Raw genomic sequence first — 24,829 nt, forward strand, 5'->3', positions numbered from 1 at the left:
CAAACACGCAACTTTCCATGTAAATGTTAGCTGCAATTCACCAAACAAAAACTGTAGATGAATAAAATAGAACGAGTTGAAAAATATTTATTTGATTTTTTTGAAAATAATATACATGATTTTGATTTATTTTACAGAACGACAAATGAGCAAAGAAATGAAGGGATATATAGGCTTGAAAATGGAAATGAAATATTAGATTTTCTTTTTAATGTACATTCCAATATTTATGAAAATTTAAAGTTTAAAAAATTAATTCCTAGCAGATTTACGACACCAAATGATTTATTAGTATTTCTGCGAAATTTTAAAAAATACATTGAGAATAATAGTTTTCTACTTGACGAAGAAAATGTAAATGGGAGAACAAGTTATGTCATAACACATTTTATTGAGTATAAAAATAAAATTATTAAAGCGATTGATTATTCGTTTGAAATTTATGATTTACAAGATGAAAATATGTTAATTTATCAGCAGTTAAGACATCACCTGATAACAGAAAACATTGAGCTTTTTATTCAAAATTTAAAATCTATTTTCTCTTCTGTCTCATATGAAATAGCTAAGCAATCTGAAGGTTATTTTCACGCTAATGTATTTCTAATATTAAAACTTTTGGGTTTTGATATAATACCTGAAGATACAACTAACATTGGCAGAATAGATGCTGTAATCAAGTTGTCAAATAGAATCTACATTTTAGAATTCAAATTTTCAAAAGACACAGATGACAGTGATAAAGCATATAATCAAATAATAGAAAATGAATATGCATCAAAATATTTATTAGAAAACAAACCTATTTACGCTTTGGGAATTAGTTTTAATGAAAAAGTAAGAAACATAAGAAATTATAAATTTGAGAAACTGAATTAAAATAAAAACTACAGCTAACAATGGTAGCCGATTTACACAACTCAAAATTTCTAAAAGAGTGCTATATTTTTGCTTTTAATAGAAACATAAGGTTGTTGTATTTCAAAGATTAGTTGTTTAAAAAAATCGGAGTAAACCAATAGCCACACTGTATAAAAAAATTGGTAGTTTTAACTTAACCAATATTAGTCACTTTGTTTGCTAGCTTCTGATTTTCCTGTGGAAAATCCTATCATACAAACATGCAACTTTCCATGATACACAAACCGTTGTGGATAATCCTTCATAGACCCCAAAAATCTTAAGTACTTGGGCTAACGTAAAATTGTGTAAATTTGGTTTTAAAGATTAACTAGAATGATAAATTTTAATTTTTAAAAAATACTGAATTTCAGAAACAAAGCTTTACGTTAGTCAGAATGTAAAAAAAAACGAATGAAAAGAATATTTGAAAAGTGGTACATCGGATTAATAGTATTACCGATTTTAATAAACTTAATTACCGAATATTTTAATTTGTCTAAATTACTACAAAATTGGAATTTTACTATTATTGGAACTTTAGTAATAATAATTATAATACTTTTATACGAATTAAACAAAGCAAAAAAAGAAGTATCAAGTCTAAAAGAGTTACCTAAAAAAAGCGACAAAGAAATAATAAAGGAATTATTAAAAACTCTTGATATCAATGAATTCCAAAGTGAGATAGTTGAACAAAGTTGTTGGTATGGATATAGGAGAAGTTCTATAAATAAATTATATGAATTTTGTCGAAAAGCAGAGTTACTAAAATATAAAACTGCTGACTCGACACTTAACAAACATATTGGAAATTTGGCTATAAGTATTCATAATTTTAATGATTTAGCTTCAACCATTTTGTACGGAGACAATGAATTAACTTATGACCCTGATAAGAAAAACCCAGTTGAATATGAAAAAGCGAAAAGGATTTATCCAAAAGTTGATGAATTAAGTGAAAAAGCATTCGGAGTTCTGACTGAAATGATGAAATATTTAAAAACCAAAAATTATTTAGAATAAAAAATACTACCCACTACACCGATAAAAAAAATGCTAGTTTTAGCTAAACCAAAGTTAGTTTCATGTTTGCTAGCTTCTGATTTTCCTTTGGAAAAAAATCCATGCTCACAAATACGAAACTTTCTAAGATATACATAAATGTTTCCCGCAATATGAAAAACATCTTAGGAAATAACAATTATCGATTTGGAGTTGAATCATTTTTATTAATGTATTTAAACCAATATCAATTTGTTCTAGGTTCTGATTTGGAATATTATGGGAAAATTGACGAGACTTTTACTAAAGATAATCCGTGTAATATTTATTTTGTTTTAAGAAGACCAAAAGTTACAATTGACCCAAATTCAGTCAAGATAAAAGGTAAAAAAGCAGACTTTGAATTAATCATTCATCATCCAACAGAAGGTGGAATTATTAAAATGGGAACTGAATTAAACAAAGCAAAATCGGAATTAGAATTTCACACCGAATATCCTTATAATCTTTTTACTTTTTCAGACAAAAAAGGTGTCTTATTTGGTGCAAGACCAAGTACTTTAATTGACAGCGTACAAGTTGAAAACAATGTTAATTTGGCTACTCTTGATTATGAAGTATTATATATTGGCCAAGCTTATGGCAAAAACGGAAAAAGAACTGCTTTAGACAGACTATCATCTCACGAAACAGTTCAAAAAATTTACACTCATTCTTTAACTCAAAATCCTGATTCTGATATTTGGATTCTTCTAACTAATTTCTCTCAACAAAGTATACTATTTGCAGCTGGAGCGGATTTAATAAAGGTTAGTAAAGAAGATTCAAAAATTGAGCATAAAAAAGAAGAACATTTTTTTGAAAACAATGGAATTTCGATAACAGAGAAACAGAAAATAAATTTTACCGAAGCCGCACTTATTAAATATTTCCAACCAAAATATAATATTGAGTTTAAAGATAGTTTTCCATCAACAAAACATAAATCCTATTCTGAATGCTACAATTTAGATATTAAGGCTTTGATAATCGAATTGGATACATCAGAGAACACACGTAAAATTTTTACCGAAAAAACTGAAAGAACACATCATCATATGAAAATATTTGAATTCAATTCTGACGAAGATAGAATAAGTTTAATGAATATATTCGGATAAAATACTGTGGGCAATACCGTAAATGAAAAATATATAACATCTAAGGAAGAACTTTTAAAAAGAAACAGATTAAGAAGAACAAGAATCAATCTGTTTTATTAAAAATAGTTTTTCTTTTATAAAATCATTATCTTAGTATCAAAATACAACAAAAAGTCTCATCAAGTAAGTTACCTATTCGGTTACCAAAGAGTAAATTAATGTGTAACTATTTGAATATTAAAAAAATACATTGGGATATTTCTGCCTGTCATCCCGACAAATAGGGTATCAAAGGATATCAAAATAATGTTAACCAAATGAAATTCAGTGTTTTAATATTTTGTTTGAATTCATTTGTACCCATTTGAATACAAATTTGAAGGTGTCCTATTAGGTGTCCTTTTTTTAAGAAATAATTTCTTAAATTTGTATTATTAGTATTTTATATTTACAGTGATTTGGCTTTCGTTTAACTGATTTATTCATTAAAAACGAGAGTAATGACATTTCTAAAAACCTTCAATGTCCATTTTTGGCTAAAAAAAACTGTCTTCAGAAAAGACGGAGCATTTCCTATTTATGCGAGGATCACCATAGATGGCAAACGTGCCGATCTAAGTACCCAACAAACATCCTTCGAACAGAGCTGGTGCACAAAATCAAGGCGCATTAAGCCCAAATTTTCAAGTGCTAAAGAAATTAATGATGTCCTTGAAAATATCCATTCCAAGATAGTTTTATGCTATAGGCAACTAACTGACAGCGGTGTAGTTGTTTCGGCCCATGCGGTTAAATTAAGATATTTGGGTAAGGACAAACCTGTTGCTACAATTGATGACCTCATACATTATCATAAGGAAAATGATTTGATCTATTTATCCCCTGGAACGGCCAAAAACTATCCCTCTACAGAAAAATACCTTCATAGGTTTATTTTAAAAGAATTTAAGTCATCAGATTATTATCTAAAGAACATTAATTATTCCTTTGTGGCCAGCTTTGAATGTTACCTGAGAAACTGTACCCCTTTAAGAAAATCGCAGCCCCTAGGAAATAATGGTATTATGAAACACATGGAACGCTTTCAAAAACTGACGACCTTGGCCTTGAAACATGGCTGGATAAAGGAAAACCCTTTTTCCTTATATCAGCTGAAGTTTGAGCAATTTGATAGTGCATTTTTAGACCAAATAGAAATTGATAAGGTTAAATTGCTGAATTCGAGTAATAGTTCATTAGAAGATACCAAGAATATTTTCATCTTTTCTTGCTACACAGGTTTATGTTACATAGAAGTCAAGAATCTTACTGTTAAAAGTATAGTTATGGGAATAGACGGTGAACAATGGATAATGGTCAAGCGCCAAAAAACTAAAACCCCTGTAAAAGTGCCGCTTTTGGATGAAGCCAAAAGGATCTTGGAGATTTACAAGGATTATCCCTGTGGGCACAATGGCCATCAGCTTTTACCCGTACTTAGCAGCCAAAAGGTCAATAAGCATTTAAAGAAAATCGCTGGGTTATGTGGTATTGATAAAAAACTAACATTCCATGTTGCCCGCCACACCTTCGCCACTACAATAACCCTTTTAAATAATGTGCCACTAGTCACGGTATCAAATCTTTTAAGTCATAAAAAAATTTCCACGACCCAAAAGTATGCTCGTGTCATTGAGACAAAGATTAGCAGGGATATGTTGAATCTTAAAAAAACCTTAAAGGTGATTGATCTAAAAAGTGAAAAACGTAAAAAGTCAGATATTACAGGTCATTTAAGAATTGTTTAGTGAATTGATAAAATTCTACTATTCATCAATAAGATTATAAAATTTTAGAACCCAAACTGTTCAGAACCAAAAAAGAATGTATAATAAAGTGCTTACTCATATTTATAACTTTTGTTAAATAAAACCCGAATTGTTGAAATTTTGTATCTTTGTTTTCAATATGAAACAAGTATTCCATAAAATAATGTCATTAACAATGGCTTTTGTAGTGTTATTCTCTACAATGTCATTTACTATAAATATGCATTTTTGTGGGTATACTTTAGTAGAAACTGCAATCTTTCATAAAGCCAAAGGTTGCGGAATGGAAATGGAAAACCCCTCTACTAAAGGATGTTTAATAACAAAGAAAAACTGTTGTGATGATAAACAATTAGCAATTGAAGGTCAAGACGAACTTCAACTGCAAGTTGACAAATTTACCTTTGAGCAACAACTGTTCATTGCTTCTTTTGTTCATACGTATGTCTGCTTTTTTGAAGGTTTAGACCATAATGTATCTACTTATGAAGAATACAAACCGCCACTCGTCATAAGGCATATCTACAAACTTGACGAAACTTATTTAATTTGATTTTTTAAACAGTAAATTTTTTGCTCTGCGGTATCTCCGTTTTGGGCTCGTTTTGTTGTATTCAATTTATTGAATTCAAACAAAACAAATATTTTAATAACTGTTTAAATATCAACATGTATGCTCAATAAAAGCATCAAATTTCTTATCGAAAACAAACTTGTTGCCGTGCTCATGCTCGTCGTATTTGTAGGCTTCGGGACGGTCTATGCACCCTTTAACTGGGATACAGGATTTTTACCATCAGACCCTGTGGCCGTTGATGCCATTCCCGATATCGGTGAAAACCAACAAATCGTATTTACCAAATGGGACGGTCGTTCACCACAGGATATTGAGGACCAAATCACCTATCCATTAACCACCTCTTTATTGGGAATTCCAGGTGTCAAAACCATTCGTAGCTCGTCTATGTTCGGGTTTTCGAGTATCTATATCATCTTTGAGGAAGACATCGAGTTCTATTGGAGTCGCAGCCGAATTCTTGAAAAACTAAATTCCTTACCAAGCGGATTATTGCCAGATGACGTCAATCCTGCACTCGGTCCTGACGCTACGGGATTGGGACAGATATTTTGGTACACATTGGAAGGTCGCGATACCGATGGCAACATAACAGGTGGTTGGGATTTACAGGAATTGAGAAGCATTCAGGATTATTATGTGAAATACGCTTTGTCATCTGCCAGTGGTGTTTCAGAAGTCGCATCTATTGGTGGTTATGTTAAGGAATATCAAATCGATGTCAATCCTGAATTAATGCGTCAATATAATGTTGGTCTTGCACAAGTTGTAAAAGCGGTTAAAGAAAGTAATAAGGACATTGGCGCACAAACTTTGGAAATAAACCAAGCTGAATATTTGGTGCGCGGTTTGGGCTATGTGAAATCTGTCGCAGATATTGAAAATGCTGTGGTGACTTCAGAAAACTATACTTCTATTAAGATTAGTGATATTTCAAAAGTATCCTTAGGTCCTGCCACACGTCGCGGGATTTTGGATAAGGAAGGAGCAGAAGTAGTTGGTGCTGTTGTGGTGGCACGTTATGGAGCAAACCCAATGGCGGTAATTACTAATGTAAAGGAAAAAATCAAGGAATTAAGCAAAGGCCTACCGTCTAAAATATTGGCAGATGGCAGAACCTCACAAGTAACTATCATTCCTTTTTATGACAGAACAGAACTGATTCAAGAAACCTTGGGCACACTTAATGAGGCTTTAACGTTGGAAATTCTCATAACAATTTTGGTCATTATTGTGATGGTGTTTAACCTTCGGGCATCAATCTTAATTTCGGGTCTCTTGCCAGTAGCCGTTTTGATGGTGTTTATTGCCATGAAATTCTTTGGTGTTGATGCTAATATTGTGGCACTTTCAGGTATTGCCATTGCCATTGGAACTATGGTAGATGTCGGTATTATCCTTGCGGAAAATATCATCAGGCATCTGGATGAAGACGATAAAAAATTACCTATAAACACTGTTGTTTACAATGCCACAGCCGAAGTTTCGGGTGCTATCGTTACGGCGGTTATGACCACTATTATCAGTTTTATTCCTGTATTCACCATGATAGGAGCAGAGGGTAAATTGTTTCGACCCTTGGCATTTACAAAAACCTTTGCCTTAACGGCGTCCATTATCATTGCTTTGTTCTTGATTCCACCTTTTGCTGCCTTTTTATTCAAGAGTAGGAATATCCGAAAAAGCACGAATTATGGCATTAATGGACTCTTGTTGGTGGCTGGGTTTATTGCCGTTATTTTTGGGCATTGGATAGGTCTTATCTTGGTTGGCTTTAGTTTTCTCGCCTTTGCAAAGCTTCGTGGCAACTGGTCTAAAGAGCGCTCCAGCAAATTCAGTATCTATCTTTCAGCGACCGCCATCATCATCCTGTTGGCAGAATACTGGAGACCCTTGGGAGTTGATAAGAGTATTTTAATGAATCTGTTCTTCGTGGCCATTATTTGTTTAGGCCTGTTAGCAAGTTTTTCATTGTTCAAAAATTATTATTCACGCATTCTAAAGTGGGCATTGGCAAATAGGTTGTTGTTTTTAACCATTCCCACAACACTTTTAATACTTGGTTTTTTCATTTATAAAAATACAGGGAAGGAATTTATGCCATCCCTTAATGAAGGTTCATTTCTGTTGATGCCAACCTCTATGCCACACGCAGGCGTTGAAGAAAACAAACGCGTCTTGCAGCAATTGGATATGGCCGTTGCAAGTATTCCCGAAATTGAAACCGTGGTCGGAAAATCAGGGAGAACAGAATCGGCGTTAGACCCTGCGCCTTTATCCATGTATGAAAATATGATTCAATATAAATCTGAATATATGTTGAATGAAGGGAAACGACAACGTTTTAAGGTCGATGATAATGGATTTTTTATCAAGAAAGATGGTTCATTGATAGTAAACCCAAATACCGATGTCAGTTCGAGCGCAGTCGAGAACGTTCGTAAAAACGGAAATAAAGTATCAATAACCGTCAATGCGACTCCAGATAAACTACTTCCTGATAATGATGGCGAATTCTTCCGGAACTGGCGACCAGACATTAATTCGCCCGATGATATTTGGAATGAAATCGTCAGGGTCACAAAATTTCCAGGTGTGACCTCTGCGCCAAAATTACAACCTATCGAAACCCGTTTGGTTATGTTGCAGACAGGAATGCGTGCGCCTATGGGTATTAAAGTAAAAGGTCAGGATTTAAAGCAAATTGAAGCTTTTGGTGTACAACTCGAAGGCATCATCAAAGAAGCAGAAGGCGTTAAAAAAGAAGCCGTTTTTGCGGACCGAATCGTAGGTAAACCGTATTTATTGATAGATATCAACAGAGAAAAATTGGCACGCTATGGCATCACCATCGAAGAAGTTCAAAATGTCTTAAAAGTAGCCGTCGGCGGAATGGTACTAACGCAAACAGTGGAAGGCAGAGAACGTTATGGTGTGAGAGTGCGCTATCCAAGAGAACTTCGTGGCGACCCATCGGATTTGAGGGATATTTATGTGCCTGCAGAAAAAGGAAGTCCTGTGCCGTTGAGTGAATTGGCAACCATCAAATATGAACAAGGGCCACAAGTCATTAAAAGTGAAGACACCTTTTTAGTTGGCTACGTGCTGTTTGATAAAATGGACGGTTTTGCGGAAGTCAATGTCGTGGAAAATGCCCAAGCGCTCATCCAACAAAAAATTGACAATGGGGAATTAATCCTTCCAAAAGGCATCAGTTACAAATTTACTGGAACCTATGAAAATCAATTACGAGCCGAAAAAACCTTGTCCATTATTGTACCGATGGCGCTGTTCGTTATTTTCTTGATTCTATATTTTCAGTTTCGTTCCGTTTCCACCACTTTAATGGTCTTCTCTGGGATTTTGGTGGCATTTGCTGGTGGATTTGTAATGATTTGGCTGTATGGACAGGATTGGTTTTTGAACTTCGGCTTTTTTGGCGAGAATATGCGAGAGCTCTTTAATATGAAAACAGTCAATTTGAGTGTCGCTGTTTGGGTTGGTTTTATAGCACTGTTTGGTATCGCTACCGACGATGGTGTGGTCATGGCAACCTATCTTACACAAACATTTGACAAAAATGACCCTACAGATATTTCAGAAATCCGTCAATCCACATTAGAAGCCGCGTCAAAACGAATCCGTCCATGCCTGATGACAACGGTTACAACCATTTTAGCACTGTTGCCAGTATTGACATCCACAGGCAAAGGAAGTGATATCATGATACCCATGTCCATTCCTATTTTTGGAGGGATGCTTCTGGACACTACATCCTATTTTCTTGTTCCCGTGCTTTATAGTTGGAAGAAAGAATGGATGGCTAAAAAAAGAATAAAAAACGAAACGCAACCTATTACTATCGAAAAATGAAAAAACAGAAAACAGCTATAAAATGCGTCTTGTTTCTTGGGTCTTTTCTCTTGAGTCTGCACAATTATAGTCAAGATTTACAAACCTTCATAGAAGAAGCTTATGTCAATAGCCCAGAAATCAAGAAGTACGAGTTACGTTATGACATTGCTACTGAAAAGGTAAATGAAGCCAATTGGATTCCCAATACTGAATTCACCGCAGGATACTTCGTTAGCGAACCAGAAACACGAGTAGGAGCTCAGCGTGCTCGCTTTTCTGTAAAGCAAATGTTGCCGTGGTTTGGCACCATTACAGCTAGAGAAAATTATGCAACGTCCATGGCAGATGCCGATTATGTGGAAATTACCATTGCAAAAAGAAAATTGGCGCTTTCAGTGTCCCAATTCTATTATCAATTATATGAAATACAAGCAAAACAGAAAGTGCTTGACGAGAACATACAGCTATTGCAAACCTATGAACGCCTTGCCTTGACTTCTGTAGAAGTAGGAAAAGCATCAGCAGTCGATGTGTTGCGATTACAGATGCGGCAGAATGAATTGCAACAGGAAAAAGAGGTGTTGGCGCAACAATCAAAAGGCATTCAGGCAACCGTGAATAGTCTACTGAACCGTGATTATGATAAGGAGTTTATGGTAATGGATACTTTGGAAATGCCTAATGAAGATTTGGACCTTTCATTCGATGCACTTGCCTTGAATCCAGAATTACTTAAGTATGATAAACTCTACGAATCGGTTTCACAATCTGAATTGCTGAATCTACGTGAAGCCCAACCCATGATTGGTTTTGGATTGGATTATATTCCAGTTTCCGAACGAACGGATATTAATATGATAGATAACGGTAAGGATATTTTGATGCCGATGGTGTCTGTTACCATTCCCATTTTTAACAACCGATATAAGTCCATTACAAAGCAGAACGATTTACGCCAACAGGAAATCCAAACACAAAAGGATGAACGCTTGAACCTTTTGGAATCTGAATTGGCGAAATCCATATCCTTGCGGAATCAGTCTCGAATTAAATATAATACGCAATCAAAAAACCTTAAACAAGCCAAAAATGCGGAAGAAATTCTTATCAAAAATTACGAAACAGGAACCATAGATTTCAATGATGTGTTGGATATTCAGGAGTTGCAATTGAAATTTCAAATGAACCAGATAGAATCTGTCAAGAATTATTATGTACAGGCAGCCATCATCAACTATTTAACCAATTAAAATTTTGTGCATTCGAGTCAATATCTATTGAAATAGATCATTTAATTACATACAAACACAAACTATATCAAATGAAAACACTTAAACATATAATGTTGCTTTTGTCCATCGTATTTCTGCCTAGTATTAATATGGCACAGGAAACCAACGTCAACAATTTACGGGAACACGAATACACCTTAACCATCAAAGAGGAAATAGTAAACAAGGCAGGTAAAGACGTCAAAGGAATGACTATTAATGGTAGCATTCCCGGTCCGACGCTCGAATTTACCGAAGGTGAATTTGCAATCATCCACGTCAAAAATGAGATGAGCGTGGAAACATCCATTCACTGGCATGGTATTTTACTGCCGAACTTTATGGATGGAGTACCTTATTTGACAACCCCTCCCATAAAACCAGGAACGACTTTTACCTATAAATTCCCTATCAAGCAATCAGGTACTTATTGGTATCATTCGCACACCATGTTGCAAGAGCAAAGCGGTGTTTTTGGGTCCCTAGTCTTGCTACCTAAAGAAAAAACATTAGCGTATGATAAAGAGTTGGTTTTGGTGCTTTCCGATTGGACCAATGAGAAACCTAAAGACGTCTTGCGTAACCTCAAAAGAGGCAATGAGTGGTACAATATTAAAAAGGGTACGGCCACACCATTAAATCAAGTGATAGCACGTGGTGCATTCGGCGCGCAAGTTGATTTCTGGAGACAGCGTATGGAAGGCGCCGATATTGCCGATGTCTATTATCCAGCATTCTTGGTCAATGGAAAACAAGTTTCAGAATATCCTGAATTTAATGCAGGAGAAAAAGTAAGACTACGAATCATCAATGGGTCAGCTTCCACACAGTTTTGGATGACTTTTGGTGGCGAACCAACTTTAGTGGCTGCCGATGGACTTGACGTCGTTCCAGTGGCTCGCAACAAAACATTCATTGCCATTGCAGAAACCTACGATTTTATAGTAACCATTCCAACGAACGGAAAAATGGAATTTCGAGCCATGGTACAGGATGGTTCGGGAACAGCCTTGGCGTATTTGGGAAAAGGCGATATCATTCCCGCAAAAGTACTTCCGAGACCTGATAAGATTAAAATGATGCAACAAATGGCTGACATGGACATGAAGATGGGAGCTCACGCCTTAAAATTCCAACCAAAGAAAGATGAACGCTTTGAGATGAAAAAAGAATACGGTATGGACATGGAAGGTATGCAAATGGATAATATGGAAGACATGGACCATTCCAAAATGAATCATGAAAAGATGGACATGAAGAAAGATTCCATGATGATAGACCATTCCAAAATGGAGCACGACAAAATGAACATGAAAAAGGATACAATGATGATGGACCATTCCAAAATGAATCATGAAAAAATGAACATGAAGGACAATAATATGACCGGAGACATGCAAATGAATGGCATGCAAATGAATGCTGAATTCAATTACGATTATTTGAAATCCACAGAAAACACCAGTTATAATCCAAACCTTCCTGTAAAGGAAATCTTGCTCAATCTTACAGGTAACATGAACCGATACATCTGGAGTATGAACGGCGTGCCCTTGTCGGAAACTGATAAAATTAAAATCAGCGATGGTGAAGTAACACGAATGACGCTCAATAACCTTACGATGATGCACCATCCCATGCACTTGCACGGACACTTTTTCAGGGTTATCAACAAAAATGGCGCGTATTCGCCGCTCAAACATACAGTCAACGTAGCACCAATGCAAGAAATTACCATAGAATTTAGTGGCAACAACGGCGACGAATACGGAGATTGGTTTTTTCATTGCCACGTCTTGTATCACATGATGAGTGGCATGGCAAGAATTATAAGCTACGATACACCTCGCGACCCGAGAATGGAACTTCATCCGGTAACAAAGTTGGTTAAAGAATCAGATATGTGGTATCAATGGAGTCTATTGGATGCAGCTTCCCACATGACTGAATTTAATTTTGTCACTTCAAATATCAGAAATCAATTTAACGTCATGGCCGAGTATGGGTGGAATGAAAATTTAGAGGCAGAAGTTACCTACGAACGTTATCTGCACGATTATCTGCGAATTTTTGGTGGTGTAAATATGGAAAACGAAATGGAAGACACTTTGGATGAAATTTCTACCACAGCCATAATAGGTATTCGTTATTTAACACCTTATCTACTCAATCTCGATGTACGTATCGATAATAAATTGCGCCCCCAAATTGGATTGAGCCGGGAAATAATGATTTTCCCAAGAACCGCAATTTTTGGAAGTTATGAGTATCAAGCCGATTTTGGCTGGGTCAACGACTTGCCTACGGGAGAGAGCTATTCCGAGGAGGTGGTATGGAACGCAGGATTCGAATATTTTTTATCAAAGAATTTTTCACTGATGGCGAGCTACGACAACCGTTTTGGTGCTGGTGGAGGACTTTCGGTCAGATTTTAATAATCCTAAATAAAACAATTAATAATTTAAATCTAAAACAAAATGAAAAAAGTAAGTGTAACAACAACAGTATTGGCTTTGGCTTTTATAAGCCTAACAGCAATGTCTTGTAAAGACAACAAAAAAGAAAACATGGATGAAGATATGCATTCAGAAATGTCTCACGCCGAAGAAATGGAACATGATAACATGGATAGCTCTAACCATATGGCATCCAACGATGGTCAAAGGACCAATTCAAAACAAATCATGGCAGATTACATGGCCTTAAAAAGTGCGTTAGTGGCAACGGATCAAGCTGCAGCGGCAAAAGTTGGCAATAAGATGGTAGGAAGTCTAAAAAGCTTTGATATGGGTGCTTACACCGAGGAACAACAAACAGAATTGAAGGACATCATTGCCGATGCTACAGAACATGCCGAACATATAGGCGAAAGTGAAATGGCACACCAACGTGGGCATTTTAAGACTTTAAGTAAAGACATGATGGATATAGTAGCCATCACCGGAACGGATGCCACGCTGTACCAACAATTCTGCCCTATGTACGATGGTGGTGGCGCTTGGTTAAGCATGGAAAAGGACATCAAAAATCCATATTTTGGTAGTAAAATGATGACCTGTGGTAAAGTTGAAAAAGAGATTAAATCCACAATGTAATTCAAAAAAGACCTGCAAGGTGTCGCCAAAGGTCTCCTTGTAGGTTTAAAATATTATAAATGAAAATTTTCAAAATCATCGCATGGATTTTATTGATAGCATTTGTGGGCTTACAATTTATTCCCACAGAACGCAATCAGAGCGACGTAGTGCCAAAAACAGATTTTTTGTTGGTTAATAACACACCGCAAAATCTGGCGACACTTTTAAAAACATCCTGTTATGATTGTCATAGCAACAATACAGAATATCCGTGGTATAATAAAATTCAGCCCACCTCTTGGTACTTGGAAGACCACATTAGACATGGCAAAGGCGAATTTAACTTTAATCTGTGGGATGAATTATCAGATAGGAGAAAGTCCAGCAAATTAAAATCCATCATTAGTCAGATTGAAAATAATGAGATGCCACTTGAATCCTACACTTTGATTCATCGAGATGCTATTTTTTCTGAATCAGAAAAGGAAGCTATTATCACATATATGACTAACTTAAAAGAAAGTTTGGAGTAAAATTTAATTAAACAATTATGAAAACATTCGATACCCTTTCAGAAACTATGGCCTATTTGCAAAAGAAAGGCTATTTCACCGATTTTAATTTATGCTCGGAGCATATCGAATGCAATGCCTTAAAATTAAAACTGCATCCAGAAGATTTTGATGTTGATGAAGTTCATCGTTTTGAAGGCATGAGCAGTACCGATGACAATAGTGTCCTCTATGCTATTTCTTCAAAAAAAGGAGTCAAAGGTCTATTGGTAGATGCCTATGGTGTCTATGCCGACAATATTTCGGAAGCCATGAGAAAAAAATTAAGATAAGAATGACCCAAACCCTTCACATAAAAAATATGGTATGTAACCGATGCAAATCCACCGTGGTACGAGAAATCAAAGCGGCGGGTTTTGAATTGGAAACTATTGAATTGGGCAAGGTTACTATTAGCGGGAATGACTCCGATGGGATGAAAAAGTTGGTAACAGCCTTGAATAATCATGGTTTTGAAATTATAAAAGACGATACCGAAGAATTGATAGAACAGTTGAAAATTACATTGATTCAAAAATTGGAAAGTCAAGAGTTGTCAAATCTATCTGAATTTATTCCGATAGCTTTTCATAAATCCTATTCGGCATTGAGCAAATTGTTCAGTAAAACGGAAGGCATGACAATAGAAAAGTACCTTATCAATTTAAAGATTGAAAAAGTAAAGGAATATATCCAATTGGGCCAACTCAATTTTTCAGAAATCGCCTATGCGCTGAATTACACCAATAGTGGACATCTGGCACGACAGTTTAAAAACGTGACAGGCATGTCCATGAGTGAATTTAAAACCCTTCAAAAGTGGGATAGAAAATCGATTGACCAAATTGTGTAAATAGTATTCAAAATTGTGTCAATGAAGCAGTTCGCTAAAGGGTAATTTTGAATTCTATAATAAATACTAAAATGATGAAACACACATATCACATACACGGAATGACTTGCAACGGTTGTAGAAGCCACGTAGAAAGTACACTTTCTAAAGTTGAAGGAGTTACATCCGCTGCAGTAGATTTGGAAAAAGCAGAAGCCACCATTCAAATGGAATCTCATATTCCTATTGAGACCTTTCAGCAAGTTTTAAAAAATGATGGTGGTAAATATTCCATACATAATCTTGGTGAGCATCATCACGCTTCAGAGAAAAGGGAAGAATCACCCAAAGGTCAAGGCAATGGCACGTTTTATTGCCCAATGCATTGCGAGGGCGATAAAACCTACGACAAACATGGTGATTGCCCAGTTTGCGGTATGGATTTGGTAGAAGAGCAAACCCAACTTAAATCAGTTGGGACGCAATATACCTGCCCAATGCATCCTGAAATTGTACGCAATCAACCAGGTGATTGTCCAATCTGCGGTATGGATTTGGTACCAATGCAACCAAGTCTTTCAGCCGAAGAAAAAAACTATAAAAAGCTGTCCAAGAAATTTTGGATAGCAGTCGCATTCACTTTGCCCATTTTTATTATGGCAATGAGTGAGATGGTTCCGAACAATCCATTGTATCAAATCATGGAGCAGAAATATTGGAACTGGATTCAATTCGGTTTATCTATTCCTGTAGTTTTTTATGCCACATGGATGTTTTTTGAGCGTGCCTACCGCAGCATCAAAACATGGAATCTCAATATGTTTACGTTGATTGGAATAGGAGCAGGAGTTGCTTGGTTGTTTAGTGTTTTCGGATTGTTGTTTCCAGATGTATTTCCGGCACAGTTCACAACCCATTCAGGAGCAGTTCACGTCTATTTTGAGGCAGCAACCGTTATCTTGACCTTGGTATTATTGGGTCAACTATTGGAAGCGCGGGCACACAGCAAAACCAATAATGCTGTGAAAGAGTTATTGAAACTGGCACCTAATGAAGCCGTAAGAGTAGTAAATGGGCAAGAAGAAGTCATTGCTATTGACGAGATAAAGCTTGGTGATACACTACGGGTAAAACCTGGAGACAAGATTCCCGTAGATGGTGTGATTAGCGAAGGTCACAGTTCGGTAGATGAAGCGATGATTACGGGCGAACCCATTCCTGTGGATAAGCAAGAAGGCGACAAAGTCAGCAGTGGAACCATCAATGGCAAAAAATCCTTTTTGATGACAGCCGAAAAGGTAGGTTCAGATACCTTATTGTCTCAAATCATTGACATGGTCAACAAGGCAAGTCGCAGTCAAGCACCTATTCAAAAACTGGCAGATAGAATATCGGGATATTTTGTACCCGTCGTGGTCCTTATTTCAGTAATAACATTCATCGTTTGGGCAATTTTCGGACCAGAACCTGCTTACGTGTATGCGTTGGTAAATGCCATAGCCGTTTTGATTATCGCATGTCCTTGTGCTCTGGGATTGGCAACACCCATGTCAGTCATGGTAGGCGTTGGTAAAGGTGCACAAAATGGTGTATTGATTAAGAATGCGGAAGCACTGGAAAAAATGGATAAAATCGATACCCTCATCATCGATAAAACAGGAACCATCACAGAAGGGCGTCCTTCCGTGGAAAAAATAGGAGCGACACAACACGGTTTTACTGAAACTGATGTACTGCAATATATCATTTCATTGAATCAATTAAGTGAGCATCCATTGGCAGAAGCAACCGTAAAATATGGTAAGGAACAAAAAGCAGAATTGCTAAAAGCATCCGATTTCAATTCCGTAACAGGAAAAGGGGTTACTGGAATCGTCAATGGTAAAAAAGTAGCCTTAGGTAACGAAAAGATGATGGAAGAAGGCAAGGCATCACTATCAGAACAATTGCTGAAAGAAGTTAAAGAGCAACAGAAATTGGGCAAAACTGTCCCAATGCTCTCCGTCGATGGCAAAGGAATAGGTTATGTGGTCATCAGCGATAAAATAAAGGAATCCAGCAAAAAAGCGATTGAAGAATTACAATCCCATGGCGTCAAGGTCATCATGCTCACAGGGGATAATCATGATACGGCTAAAGCGGTTGCAGAAACCTTAAACCTTGCAGATTTCAAGGCAGAAATGTTGCCCCAAGATAAATTGAATGAAGTGGAACGGCTTCAAAAAGAAGGCAGAAAAGTGGCCATGGCAGGTGATGGCATCAATGATGCGCCAGCATTGGCGAAAAGCGATGTTGGTATCGCCATGGGAACAGGAACTGATGTTGCCATAGAAAGTGCTGCTATCACCTTGGTTAAAGGCGATTTACAAGGCATTGTAAAAGCACGAAATTTAAGTGTTAAAGTCATGAAGAACATCAAGCAAAATCTATTTTTTGCTTTGATATATAACACGCTCGGAGTGCCAATTGCAGCTGGCGTTTTATTCCCGTTTTTCGGATTATTATTGTCACCCATGATTGCGGCATTAGCGATGAGTTTCAGTTCAGTGTCCGTTATCATGAACGCCTTACGATTAAGAACAGCAAAAATTTAAACTATTAAATTAAATATTTACTATTATGGAACAGTCAAAACAACACAACGGAAAAGGAAATTACAGAAAATTTGCAATGATGCTAGCAGCATCCTTCGTCGCCATGTACATCACTATGTACCTAAATACGTATGCAATAGACCATGTCTATTTTAGTCTCACGCGCTTTTACATGTCCTGTTTAGGAATTGCAGCCATGGCGGTAATAATGTGGGCATTCATGCGAAAAATGTATCAAGACAGGAAAAAAAACATGATTATCTTAATAGGAAGTCTTGCACTCTTCATTGGTGCATTAAGTTTGGTTAGGGCACAACGTCCAATAATTGGTGATGTCCTTTGGATGAAAGCCATGATACCACATCACTCCATTGCGATATTAACGAGTGAACGTGCCGATATCAAAGACCCAGAAGTTAAAAAATTGGCGGAAGATATCATTAAGGCACAACGAAAGGAAATTGAAGAAATGAAAGCGATGATAAAAAGATTGGAAAATGAAAAATAATAAAATAATCATATACATAGGCTTGCTTGTAGTAGGTGTGCTATTGGGTTGGTTGATTTTTGGTAATTCGTCAAATGAAAATACAGAACGAAATCAATCTGAATCTGTAAAAACCAACCAAATGTGGACCTGCTCAATGCATCCACAAATCATGCAACCCGAACCGGGCGACTGCCCCATTTGCGGTATGGATTTGATTCCTGCCGAATCAGGAGCTGATGGACTGGCAATGAATGAAATCAAAATGAGCGAAAACGCCATGGCATTGGCAAACATCCAGACAAGTATAGTAGGGAATGCAGAAGGAACTAGTGATAATCAACTCTCGCTTTCCGGAAAAATAATGGCTAATGAAGAAGCTAATGCCGTACAGGCAAGTTATTTTGAAGGGCGTATCGAAAAGCTGAATGTAAATTTCACAGGGGAAGAGGTGCGAAGAGGACAATTATTGGCAACTATTTATGCACCAACACTTGTTGCTGCACAGCAAGAACTTTTAACCGCAGCATCTATGAAAGCATCGCAACCTGCACTTTATAATGCCGTGCGCAACAAATTGAAACTATGGAAACTTTCAGATAGCCAAATCAATCAAATTGAAAGCTCGGGTAAAGTGCGAGAAAATTTTCCCATTTACGCCACGGTTTCTGGTACGGTTTCCCAAAAAATGGCAGAGGAAGGCGACTACGTAAAACAAGGGCAACCCATCGTAAAAGTAAGCGATTTAGGAACGGTCTGGGCAATGTTTGATGCGTATGAAAGTCAAATTTCGCAACTCAAGGAAGGCCAAAAAATAAATGTGACCACCAATGCCTATCCCAATAAAGAATTTGAGGCAACGGTATCGTTTATAGACCCAACCTTAAACACAAAATCCAGAACCGTTGCCGTACGAGCCACATTGAACAACAAACAGGATTTGTTGAAACCAGGAATGTTCGTTACTGCGAAAGTGCAGATGTCCGAGGGTAATGCCAACCAATCACAGATAATCGTTCCAGCCACAGCGGTTATGTGGACAGGCGAACGCTCATTGGTGTACGTAAAGACCAATCCCAACGAACCCATTTTTGAAATGCGTGATGTAACCTTGGGAACAAAAAACGGAAATATGTACACCATTGTGGAAGGATTGAATAATGGCGATGAAATAGTAACAAATGGCACTTTTACAGTAGATGCCGCAGCACAATTGCAAGGCAAAAAAAGTATGATGAATGCCAGTGGTAGCAAAACAATGAAAGGTCACGAAGATCATTCAAGAAATGAAAATTCAAACAATAATGAAAACACCAAACCCATAGCTCAAGTTAAAAGAATCGAAGTTCCTTCAAAATTTCAAACCCAACTTAAAGCTGTTTTTGATGATTACATTAAAATAGAAAATGCTTTGGTAAAAGACAATTCTGAAGCCGCAAAAAAAGAGGGTACGTCATTACTTAATACCATATCAAAGGTAGACATGAAGCTTTTAAAAGACAATACCGCACATACCAATTGGATGCATTTGGAAAAAGAACTAAAATCTTCTGCCACTTCCATATCCCAAACAGCTGAGATAAAAAAACAACGCGAATATTTTATACATCTGTCGGCACATTTCATAAATGCGGTAAAAACCTTTGGAATCAACCAAAAGGTTTACGTGGATTTCTGCCCTATGGCAAATAACAATGTAGGTGCATACTGGTTGAGCATGAATAAAGAAATCCACAATCCGTATTTTGGTGAAGCTATGTTGGATTGTGGAAATGTTTTGGAAGAGATTGAATAATATGTAGTCTTTTTGCTTTGCACACCAGTTGCAATCAATAATTTGTATATTTGTCAAACTTTATGAAAATAATAATTTCCATTTCAATGTCATTAGTATTCCTTTTTCAAGGTATAGCGGCCAATATGGAAGTTTGTGAACAAATCGAGAAAATATCAGATTTTGTCTCACATTATCAAGAACATAAAAATTTCAATGGCGATTCATTCTTTGAATTTGTTTATGAGGATTACATTACATACTCTCATAACAATGATGGACATCATCAAGACTCAGACCACGAAAATCTGCCTGATCATACAAGCCACCAATGTTGTCATCATTTTGTGTTCTTCACTTCAATTGAAACGTCCTTGATAAACAGATTTACAACTGAAGAACAGAATCATTTCAATTTCTATACATTCAATATTAATTCCAGATATCTGGAATCTCTTTTCCAACCGCCAAAAGTTTAGTGAATATCTGTGAAGGCAGGTATCTTATAAATGATTGTTGCCATCAATTTTGGTTAACTCACTACTATTTATAATTCATTAATACTTTTCTATGCTTAATAATATTATTAGGTATTCCATAACCCATAAATTGGTTATTGGTTTACTAACTTTAGCTTTGATTATCACGGGCGCATATTCGTTACAACAGCTTCCAGTGGATGCTGTTCCAGATATTACCAATAATCAAGTACAAGTCATAACGACCTCCCCAACACTTGCAGCACAAGAGGTTGAGCGATTAATTACTTTTCCCATTGAACTCACAATGGCGACCATTCCACAAATAGATGAAATCCGCTCGTTTTCTCGATTTGGATTATCAGTGGTAACCATTGTTTTTGAGGAAAATGTCGATGTGTATTGGGCACGACAGCAAGTAAACGAACGTCTTGCAGAAGCACAATCCCAAATTCCCGAGGGCATCGGTAAACCAGGAATTGCACCATTAACTACAGGTCTCGGCGAAATTTACCAATATGTCATTACAACAAAACCCGGCTATGAGGATAAATTTACGGCTATAGAACTTCGAACAATTCAAGATTGGGTCATTAAACGCCAACTATTAGGAACTAAGGGCGTCGCGGACGTAAGTAGTTTTGGTGGCTATCTCAAACAATACGAAATAGCCGTCCGTCCAGAACGATTGAACGGAATGGGTGTTTCCATTTCTGATCTTTTCGACGCACTCGAAAATAACAATCAAAATACTGGCGGTGCATACATTGAAAAAAATGATAATGCATTATTCATTAGAAGTGAAGGTCTTGTTGGTTCAATAGAAGACATTAATAATATACTTGTAAAGCAAACCGAAACTGGAAACCCGATTTTAATAAGCGATGTTGCAACCGTTCAAACAGGAAAGGCAATTCGCTATGGCGCAACAACACGAAATGGCGAAGGCGAAGTAGTTAGTGCGATTGTAATGATGTTGAAAGGCGCAAATTCCGCCAAAGTAATAAAGGATGTAAAAGATAGAATAGAAACCATTAGCAAAACCTTGCCCGAAGGTGTGGTTATAGAACCCTTTCTGGATAGAACAAAATTGGTTGATAACGCCATTGGTACTGTGACCACGAATCTTGTGGAAGGAGCACTCATTGTTATTTTCATTCTGCTTTTATTATTGGGTAATTGGCGAGCAGGCCTTATTACAGCATCTGTTATTCCATTGGCATTGTTATTTGCATTTAGTATGATGCACATCTTTGGAGTTTCTGCAAATTTAATGAGCTTGGGAGCCATCGATTTTGGTCTGATTGTAGATGGCGCTGTCATTATTGTGGAGGCTACCTTATTTCATTTGGGAGCATTAAAACTTTCCAGAAAATTGACCCAAGCCGAAATGGATGAAGAAGTCTATCAGTCGGCAAGTAAAATCAGAAATTCCGCAGCTTTTGGGGAAATCATCATCCTAATAGTGTATCTGCCAATTTTAGCATTGGTTGGCACGGAAGGGAAAATGTTTGGACCAATGGCTCAAACGGTAAGTTTTGCCATCTTGGGTGCTTTTCTATTATCGTTGACATACATTCCTATGATGTCGGCATTAGTTTTGAGTAAGAAAACGGAGCATAAACAGAATATTTCCGACAAGATAATGGACTTCTTTTACCGTATTTACGAGCCTATCATTCATTGGGCGATGCGGACAAGAGTATTAGTGGTTGGTGCTACAGTTGCGCTTTTTGTTATTGCGTTTTTGGTATTCCAAAGTTTGGGTGGCGAATTTATCCCAACGCTTGAAGAAGGAGATTTTGCCGTGGAAACAAGGGTCATTACGGGAAGTTCTCTTTCAAACACAATTAAAGCGACTACCAAAGCTGAAAAAATTCTTTTGGATAATTTTCCAGAGGTGGAACAAGTGGTATCAAAAATCGGTTCTGGCGAAATTCCAACAGACCCGATGCCGATTGAAGCTGCCGATTTAATGATTATCCTAAAAGATAAGTCAGAATGGGTTTCTGCCTCAAATAGGGAAGAATTGGCCAATAAAATGGCGGAAGCCCTTGAAGTGATCCCTGGTGTTACCTTCGGTTTCCAGCAGCCCATCCAAATGCGTTTTAATGAACTGATGACAGGTGTTCGTCAAGACGTTGCCATCAAGATTTATGGCGAAGATTTAAACCAACTTTCTACCTATGCAAGCCAAATTGGAAAATTGGCAGGAACGGTTGAAGGTGCTGTGGATGTTTATACGGAAGAAGTCACAGGAGTGCCACAAATAGTCATCAACTATAATCGTGGGCAACTTGCAAAATATGGATTGGACATAAAATCGGTAAACAATACTATTCAAGCGGCGTTTGCTGGGGCTTCAACAGGGTTAGTCTATGAAGGCGAAAAACAATTTGATTTAGTGGTTCGTTTGGAAACGAATAACCGTAAAGACCTCCATGATGTTCAGAATTTATACCTCAATGGTTCCAATGGTCAGCAGATTCCATTACAACAGGTTGCTACTGTTTCTATCAAAGATGGCCCTTATCAAATTCAACGGGATGATACACGACGACGCATTATTGTCGCTTTTAATGTTCGTAATCGTGATGTGGAAAGTGTTGTGGATGAAATAAGCACTAAAATCGATTCGCAAATCAGTTTGGCACCAGGCTATAACATTTCTTATGGTGGACAATTTGAAAATCTCGTTGAAGCACGCGAGAGATTGGGTATTGCAGTGCCCTTGGCCTTATTGCTAATATTTATTTTGCTCTATTTTACTTTTGGTTCAATCAAGCAAGGAGTGTTGATTTTTACAGCTATTCCTTTATCGGCAATCGGTGGCGTGTTCGCACTATGGCTTCGGAATATGCCATTTAGTATTTCCGCAGGCGTCGGTTTTATTGCGTTGTTCGGTGTAGCAGTTTTAAATGGTATCGTGTTGATTGCTGAATTTAACCGACTTAAAAAAGACGGTGTTTCCGATATTTTTCAACGTATTTATCAGGGTACAAAAACTCGTTTGCGTCCTGTAATTTTGACAGCTTCCGTAGCCTCTTTAGGGTTTTTGCCAATGGCTATTTCGCAAACTTCAGGTGCTGAAGTTCAAAGACCTTTAGCAACGGTTGTGATTGGCGGTCTGATTACCGCAACCTTTTTGACGCTCGTGGTACTGCCAATTCTCTATTATTATTCAGAAAAAAAATTAAAGATGAAACCTAATAAAACCGTTTTAGTTATACTGATGGCATTTCTTGTAAGTGTCTATTCTATAAATGCACAGACAACTTCAGAAGTGAAAGTTTATGAATCTATGGATGAAGTGATTGAAACAGCATTAAAGAACAACCCTAACATCAAAGTGTCGCGTTTGCAGACGAAACAACAACAGGCATTGAAAGGCAGTAGTTTCGATTTGCCTAAAACCGATTTCGGTGTGGAATATGGACAAACCAATAGCATTGCAGATAATGACACTCGTTTTAGTGTAAGCCAAAAGTTTGCGTTCCCGACACTTTATAGCAGCCAAAATAAATTGGCCAATACCAAAATACAGGCAAGCGAACTGAACGAAGCTGTTTTGAAAAATGAATTGATTGCCCAAGTAAAATCCACCTATTACCAACTTTGGTATCTCAAAAGCAAACAAAGGGTACTACAAAAGCAAGACAGCATTTATGAACGATTTGCCTATGCCGCCAACCTACGTTACAGAACAGGCGAAAGCAATGCATTAGAGCAAGCGACCGCCAATGTGGAATTGGCTGATATACAAATTATGATTTTGGAAAACGCTTCTGCCCTTAAAAATCATCAACTCCAATTGCAGAATTTGATAAATTCGGATAGTTTGGTAGATATCAATGTCGAAAATTTGGAAGTAAAAACTGCAATGTTACCTGGAATTAAGGATTCGACGGCAATCGCAAATAATCCAACACTCGCCTTTTACCAAAAGCAAATTGAACTTGCCGAAAATGAAAAATCTGTGGCTGTTTCCAAAATGTTACCTGATATCACATTGGGTTATTTCAACCAATCCTTTATCGGCAATGGCGAAACGGCAAACGTAACACCAACAGTTTTCGATTCTGGAGACAGGTTTACAGGCGTACAGCTCGGTTTGAGTATCCCCATTTGGTTTAAGCCACATACAGCAAAGATAAAAGCGGCCAAAATCCAAAAAATGGAGAATGAAGCACAATTGGAAGCCGTAAAAAACAAAACCCAAACCCAACTCGAAACTTTATTGGAAACGCTTCAAACAGAGCAAATAAATCTTGAATCATACAAAAACAACGCTTTACCACAAGCGGAATTGCTCTTGAAAAATTCTCAACGTGGCTTTCAGGAAGGAGAAGTTGGATATATTGAATACATCCAAGGACTGAACAGGGCATTGACCATTCAAGTGAAATACTTGGATTTTGTAAACAAGTACAACCAAACACTAATTCAAATTGAACAACTCATTGCAAATAATCAATAA

17 protein-coding genes are annotated in these 24,829 nt (G+C 37.0%); all 17 read left to right on the forward strand.

Annotated elements, in window-relative coordinates:
• The first annotated feature begins 57 nt into the window (after positions 1 to 57).
• The 17 genes from DKT72_RS16085 to DKT72_RS16165 all read left to right on the forward strand — a co-directional run bounded on the left by DKT72_RS16085 (position 58) and on the right by DKT72_RS16165 (position 24,829).
• Entirely contained in the window at positions 58 to 879 is an 822-nt protein-coding gene (locus DKT72_RS16085; RefSeq protein ID WP_111309768.1) for a PD-(D/E)XK nuclease domain-containing protein, read from the forward strand.
• A gap of 435 nt (positions 880 to 1,314) precedes the next feature.
• Positions 1,315 to 1,926 (forward strand): hypothetical protein, encoded by a 612-nt coding sequence (locus tag DKT72_RS16090; protein WP_111309769.1) that lies wholly within the window; start codon positions 1,315 to 1,317, stop codon positions 1,924 to 1,926.
• A 152-nt stretch (positions 1,927 to 2,078) separates the two neighbouring features.
• Positions 2,079 to 3,065 carry a hypothetical protein gene (locus DKT72_RS16095; protein ID WP_162623344.1) on the forward strand — a complete coding sequence of 329 codons (987 nt, stop codon included), beginning with the start codon at positions 2,079 to 2,081 and terminating at the stop codon, positions 3,063 to 3,065.
• Positions 3,066 to 3,547: 482 nt separating this feature from the next.
• Positions 3,548 to 4,834 (forward strand): site-specific integrase, encoded by a 1,287-nt coding sequence (locus tag DKT72_RS16100; protein ID WP_111309771.1) that lies wholly within the window; start codon positions 3,548 to 3,550, stop codon positions 4,832 to 4,834.
• Between the two features lie 160 nt (positions 4,835 to 4,994).
• Positions 4,995 to 5,408: an HYC_CC_PP family protein gene (locus DKT72_RS16105; protein WP_370445580.1), complete on the forward strand. Its 414-nt coding sequence runs from the start codon at positions 4,995 to 4,997 to the stop codon at positions 5,406 to 5,408.
• A 120-nt stretch (positions 5,409 to 5,528) separates the two neighbouring features.
• Positions 5,529 to 9,305 (forward strand): efflux RND transporter permease subunit, encoded by a 3,777-nt coding sequence (locus DKT72_RS16110; protein ID WP_111309772.1) that lies wholly within the window; start codon positions 5,529 to 5,531, stop codon positions 9,303 to 9,305.
• On the forward strand, positions 9,302 to 10,537 hold the full coding sequence (locus DKT72_RS16115; RefSeq protein ID WP_111309773.1) for a TolC family protein: 1,236 nt from the start codon (positions 9,302 to 9,304) through the stop codon (positions 10,535 to 10,537). The genes DKT72_RS16110 and DKT72_RS16115 overlap by 4 nt, the downstream gene beginning before the upstream one ends.
• Positions 10,538 to 10,608: 71 nt before the next feature.
• A complete protein-coding gene (locus DKT72_RS16120) occupies positions 10,609 to 12,993 on the forward strand; it encodes a multicopper oxidase domain-containing protein (RefSeq protein WP_111309774.1) in 2,385 nt (794 codons plus the stop codon).
• Between the two features lie 42 nt (positions 12,994 to 13,035).
• Complete coding sequence (locus tag DKT72_RS16125) at positions 13,036 to 13,653, forward strand: DUF3347 domain-containing protein (protein ID WP_111309775.1); 618 nt, start codon at positions 13,036 to 13,038, stop codon at positions 13,651 to 13,653.
• 59 nt (positions 13,654 to 13,712) lie between these two features.
• Positions 13,713 to 14,168 carry a heme-binding domain-containing protein gene (locus DKT72_RS16130; RefSeq protein ID WP_111309776.1) on the forward strand — a complete coding sequence of 152 codons (456 nt, stop codon included), beginning with the start codon at positions 13,713 to 13,715 and terminating at the stop codon, positions 14,166 to 14,168.
• 17 nt (positions 14,169 to 14,185) lie between these two features.
• Positions 14,186 to 14,479, forward strand: coding sequence for a phosphoribosylpyrophosphate synthetase (locus tag DKT72_RS16135; RefSeq protein WP_111309777.1), 294 nt, complete (start codon positions 14,186 to 14,188; stop codon positions 14,477 to 14,479).
• A 2-nt stretch (positions 14,480 to 14,481) separates the two neighbouring features.
• A complete protein-coding gene (locus DKT72_RS16140) occupies positions 14,482 to 15,039 on the forward strand; it encodes a helix-turn-helix transcriptional regulator (protein ID WP_111309778.1) in 558 nt (185 codons plus the stop codon).
• A 74-nt stretch (positions 15,040 to 15,113) separates the two neighbouring features.
• Positions 15,114 to 17,612 carry a heavy metal translocating P-type ATPase gene (locus DKT72_RS16145; RefSeq protein WP_111309779.1) on the forward strand — a complete coding sequence of 833 codons (2,499 nt, stop codon included), beginning with the start codon at positions 15,114 to 15,116 and terminating at the stop codon, positions 17,610 to 17,612.
• Between the two features lie 25 nt (positions 17,613 to 17,637).
• Positions 17,638 to 18,120 carry a DUF305 domain-containing protein gene (locus tag DKT72_RS16150; RefSeq protein WP_111309780.1) on the forward strand — a complete coding sequence of 161 codons (483 nt, stop codon included), beginning with the start codon at positions 17,638 to 17,640 and terminating at the stop codon, positions 18,118 to 18,120.
• Entirely contained in the window at positions 18,110 to 19,894 is a 1,785-nt protein-coding gene (locus DKT72_RS16155) for an efflux RND transporter periplasmic adaptor subunit (protein WP_111309781.1), read from the forward strand. The genes DKT72_RS16150 and DKT72_RS16155 overlap by 11 nt, the downstream gene beginning before the upstream one ends.
• Positions 19,895 to 19,956: 62 nt before the next feature.
• On the forward strand, positions 19,957 to 20,352 hold the full coding sequence (locus DKT72_RS16160; protein ID WP_235841748.1) for a hypothetical protein: 396 nt from the start codon (positions 19,957 to 19,959) through the stop codon (positions 20,350 to 20,352).
• A 91-nt stretch (positions 20,353 to 20,443) separates the two neighbouring features.
• Positions 20,444 to 24,829 carry a CusA/CzcA family heavy metal efflux RND transporter gene (locus tag DKT72_RS16165; RefSeq protein ID WP_111309782.1) on the forward strand — a complete coding sequence of 1,462 codons (4,386 nt, stop codon included), beginning with the start codon at positions 20,444 to 20,446 and terminating at the stop codon, positions 24,827 to 24,829.

It is taken from the genome of Confluentibacter sediminis (genome assembly GCF_003258355.1).
Taxonomy (GTDB): domain Bacteria; phylum Bacteroidota; class Bacteroidia; order Flavobacteriales; family Flavobacteriaceae; genus Confluentibacter; species Confluentibacter sediminis.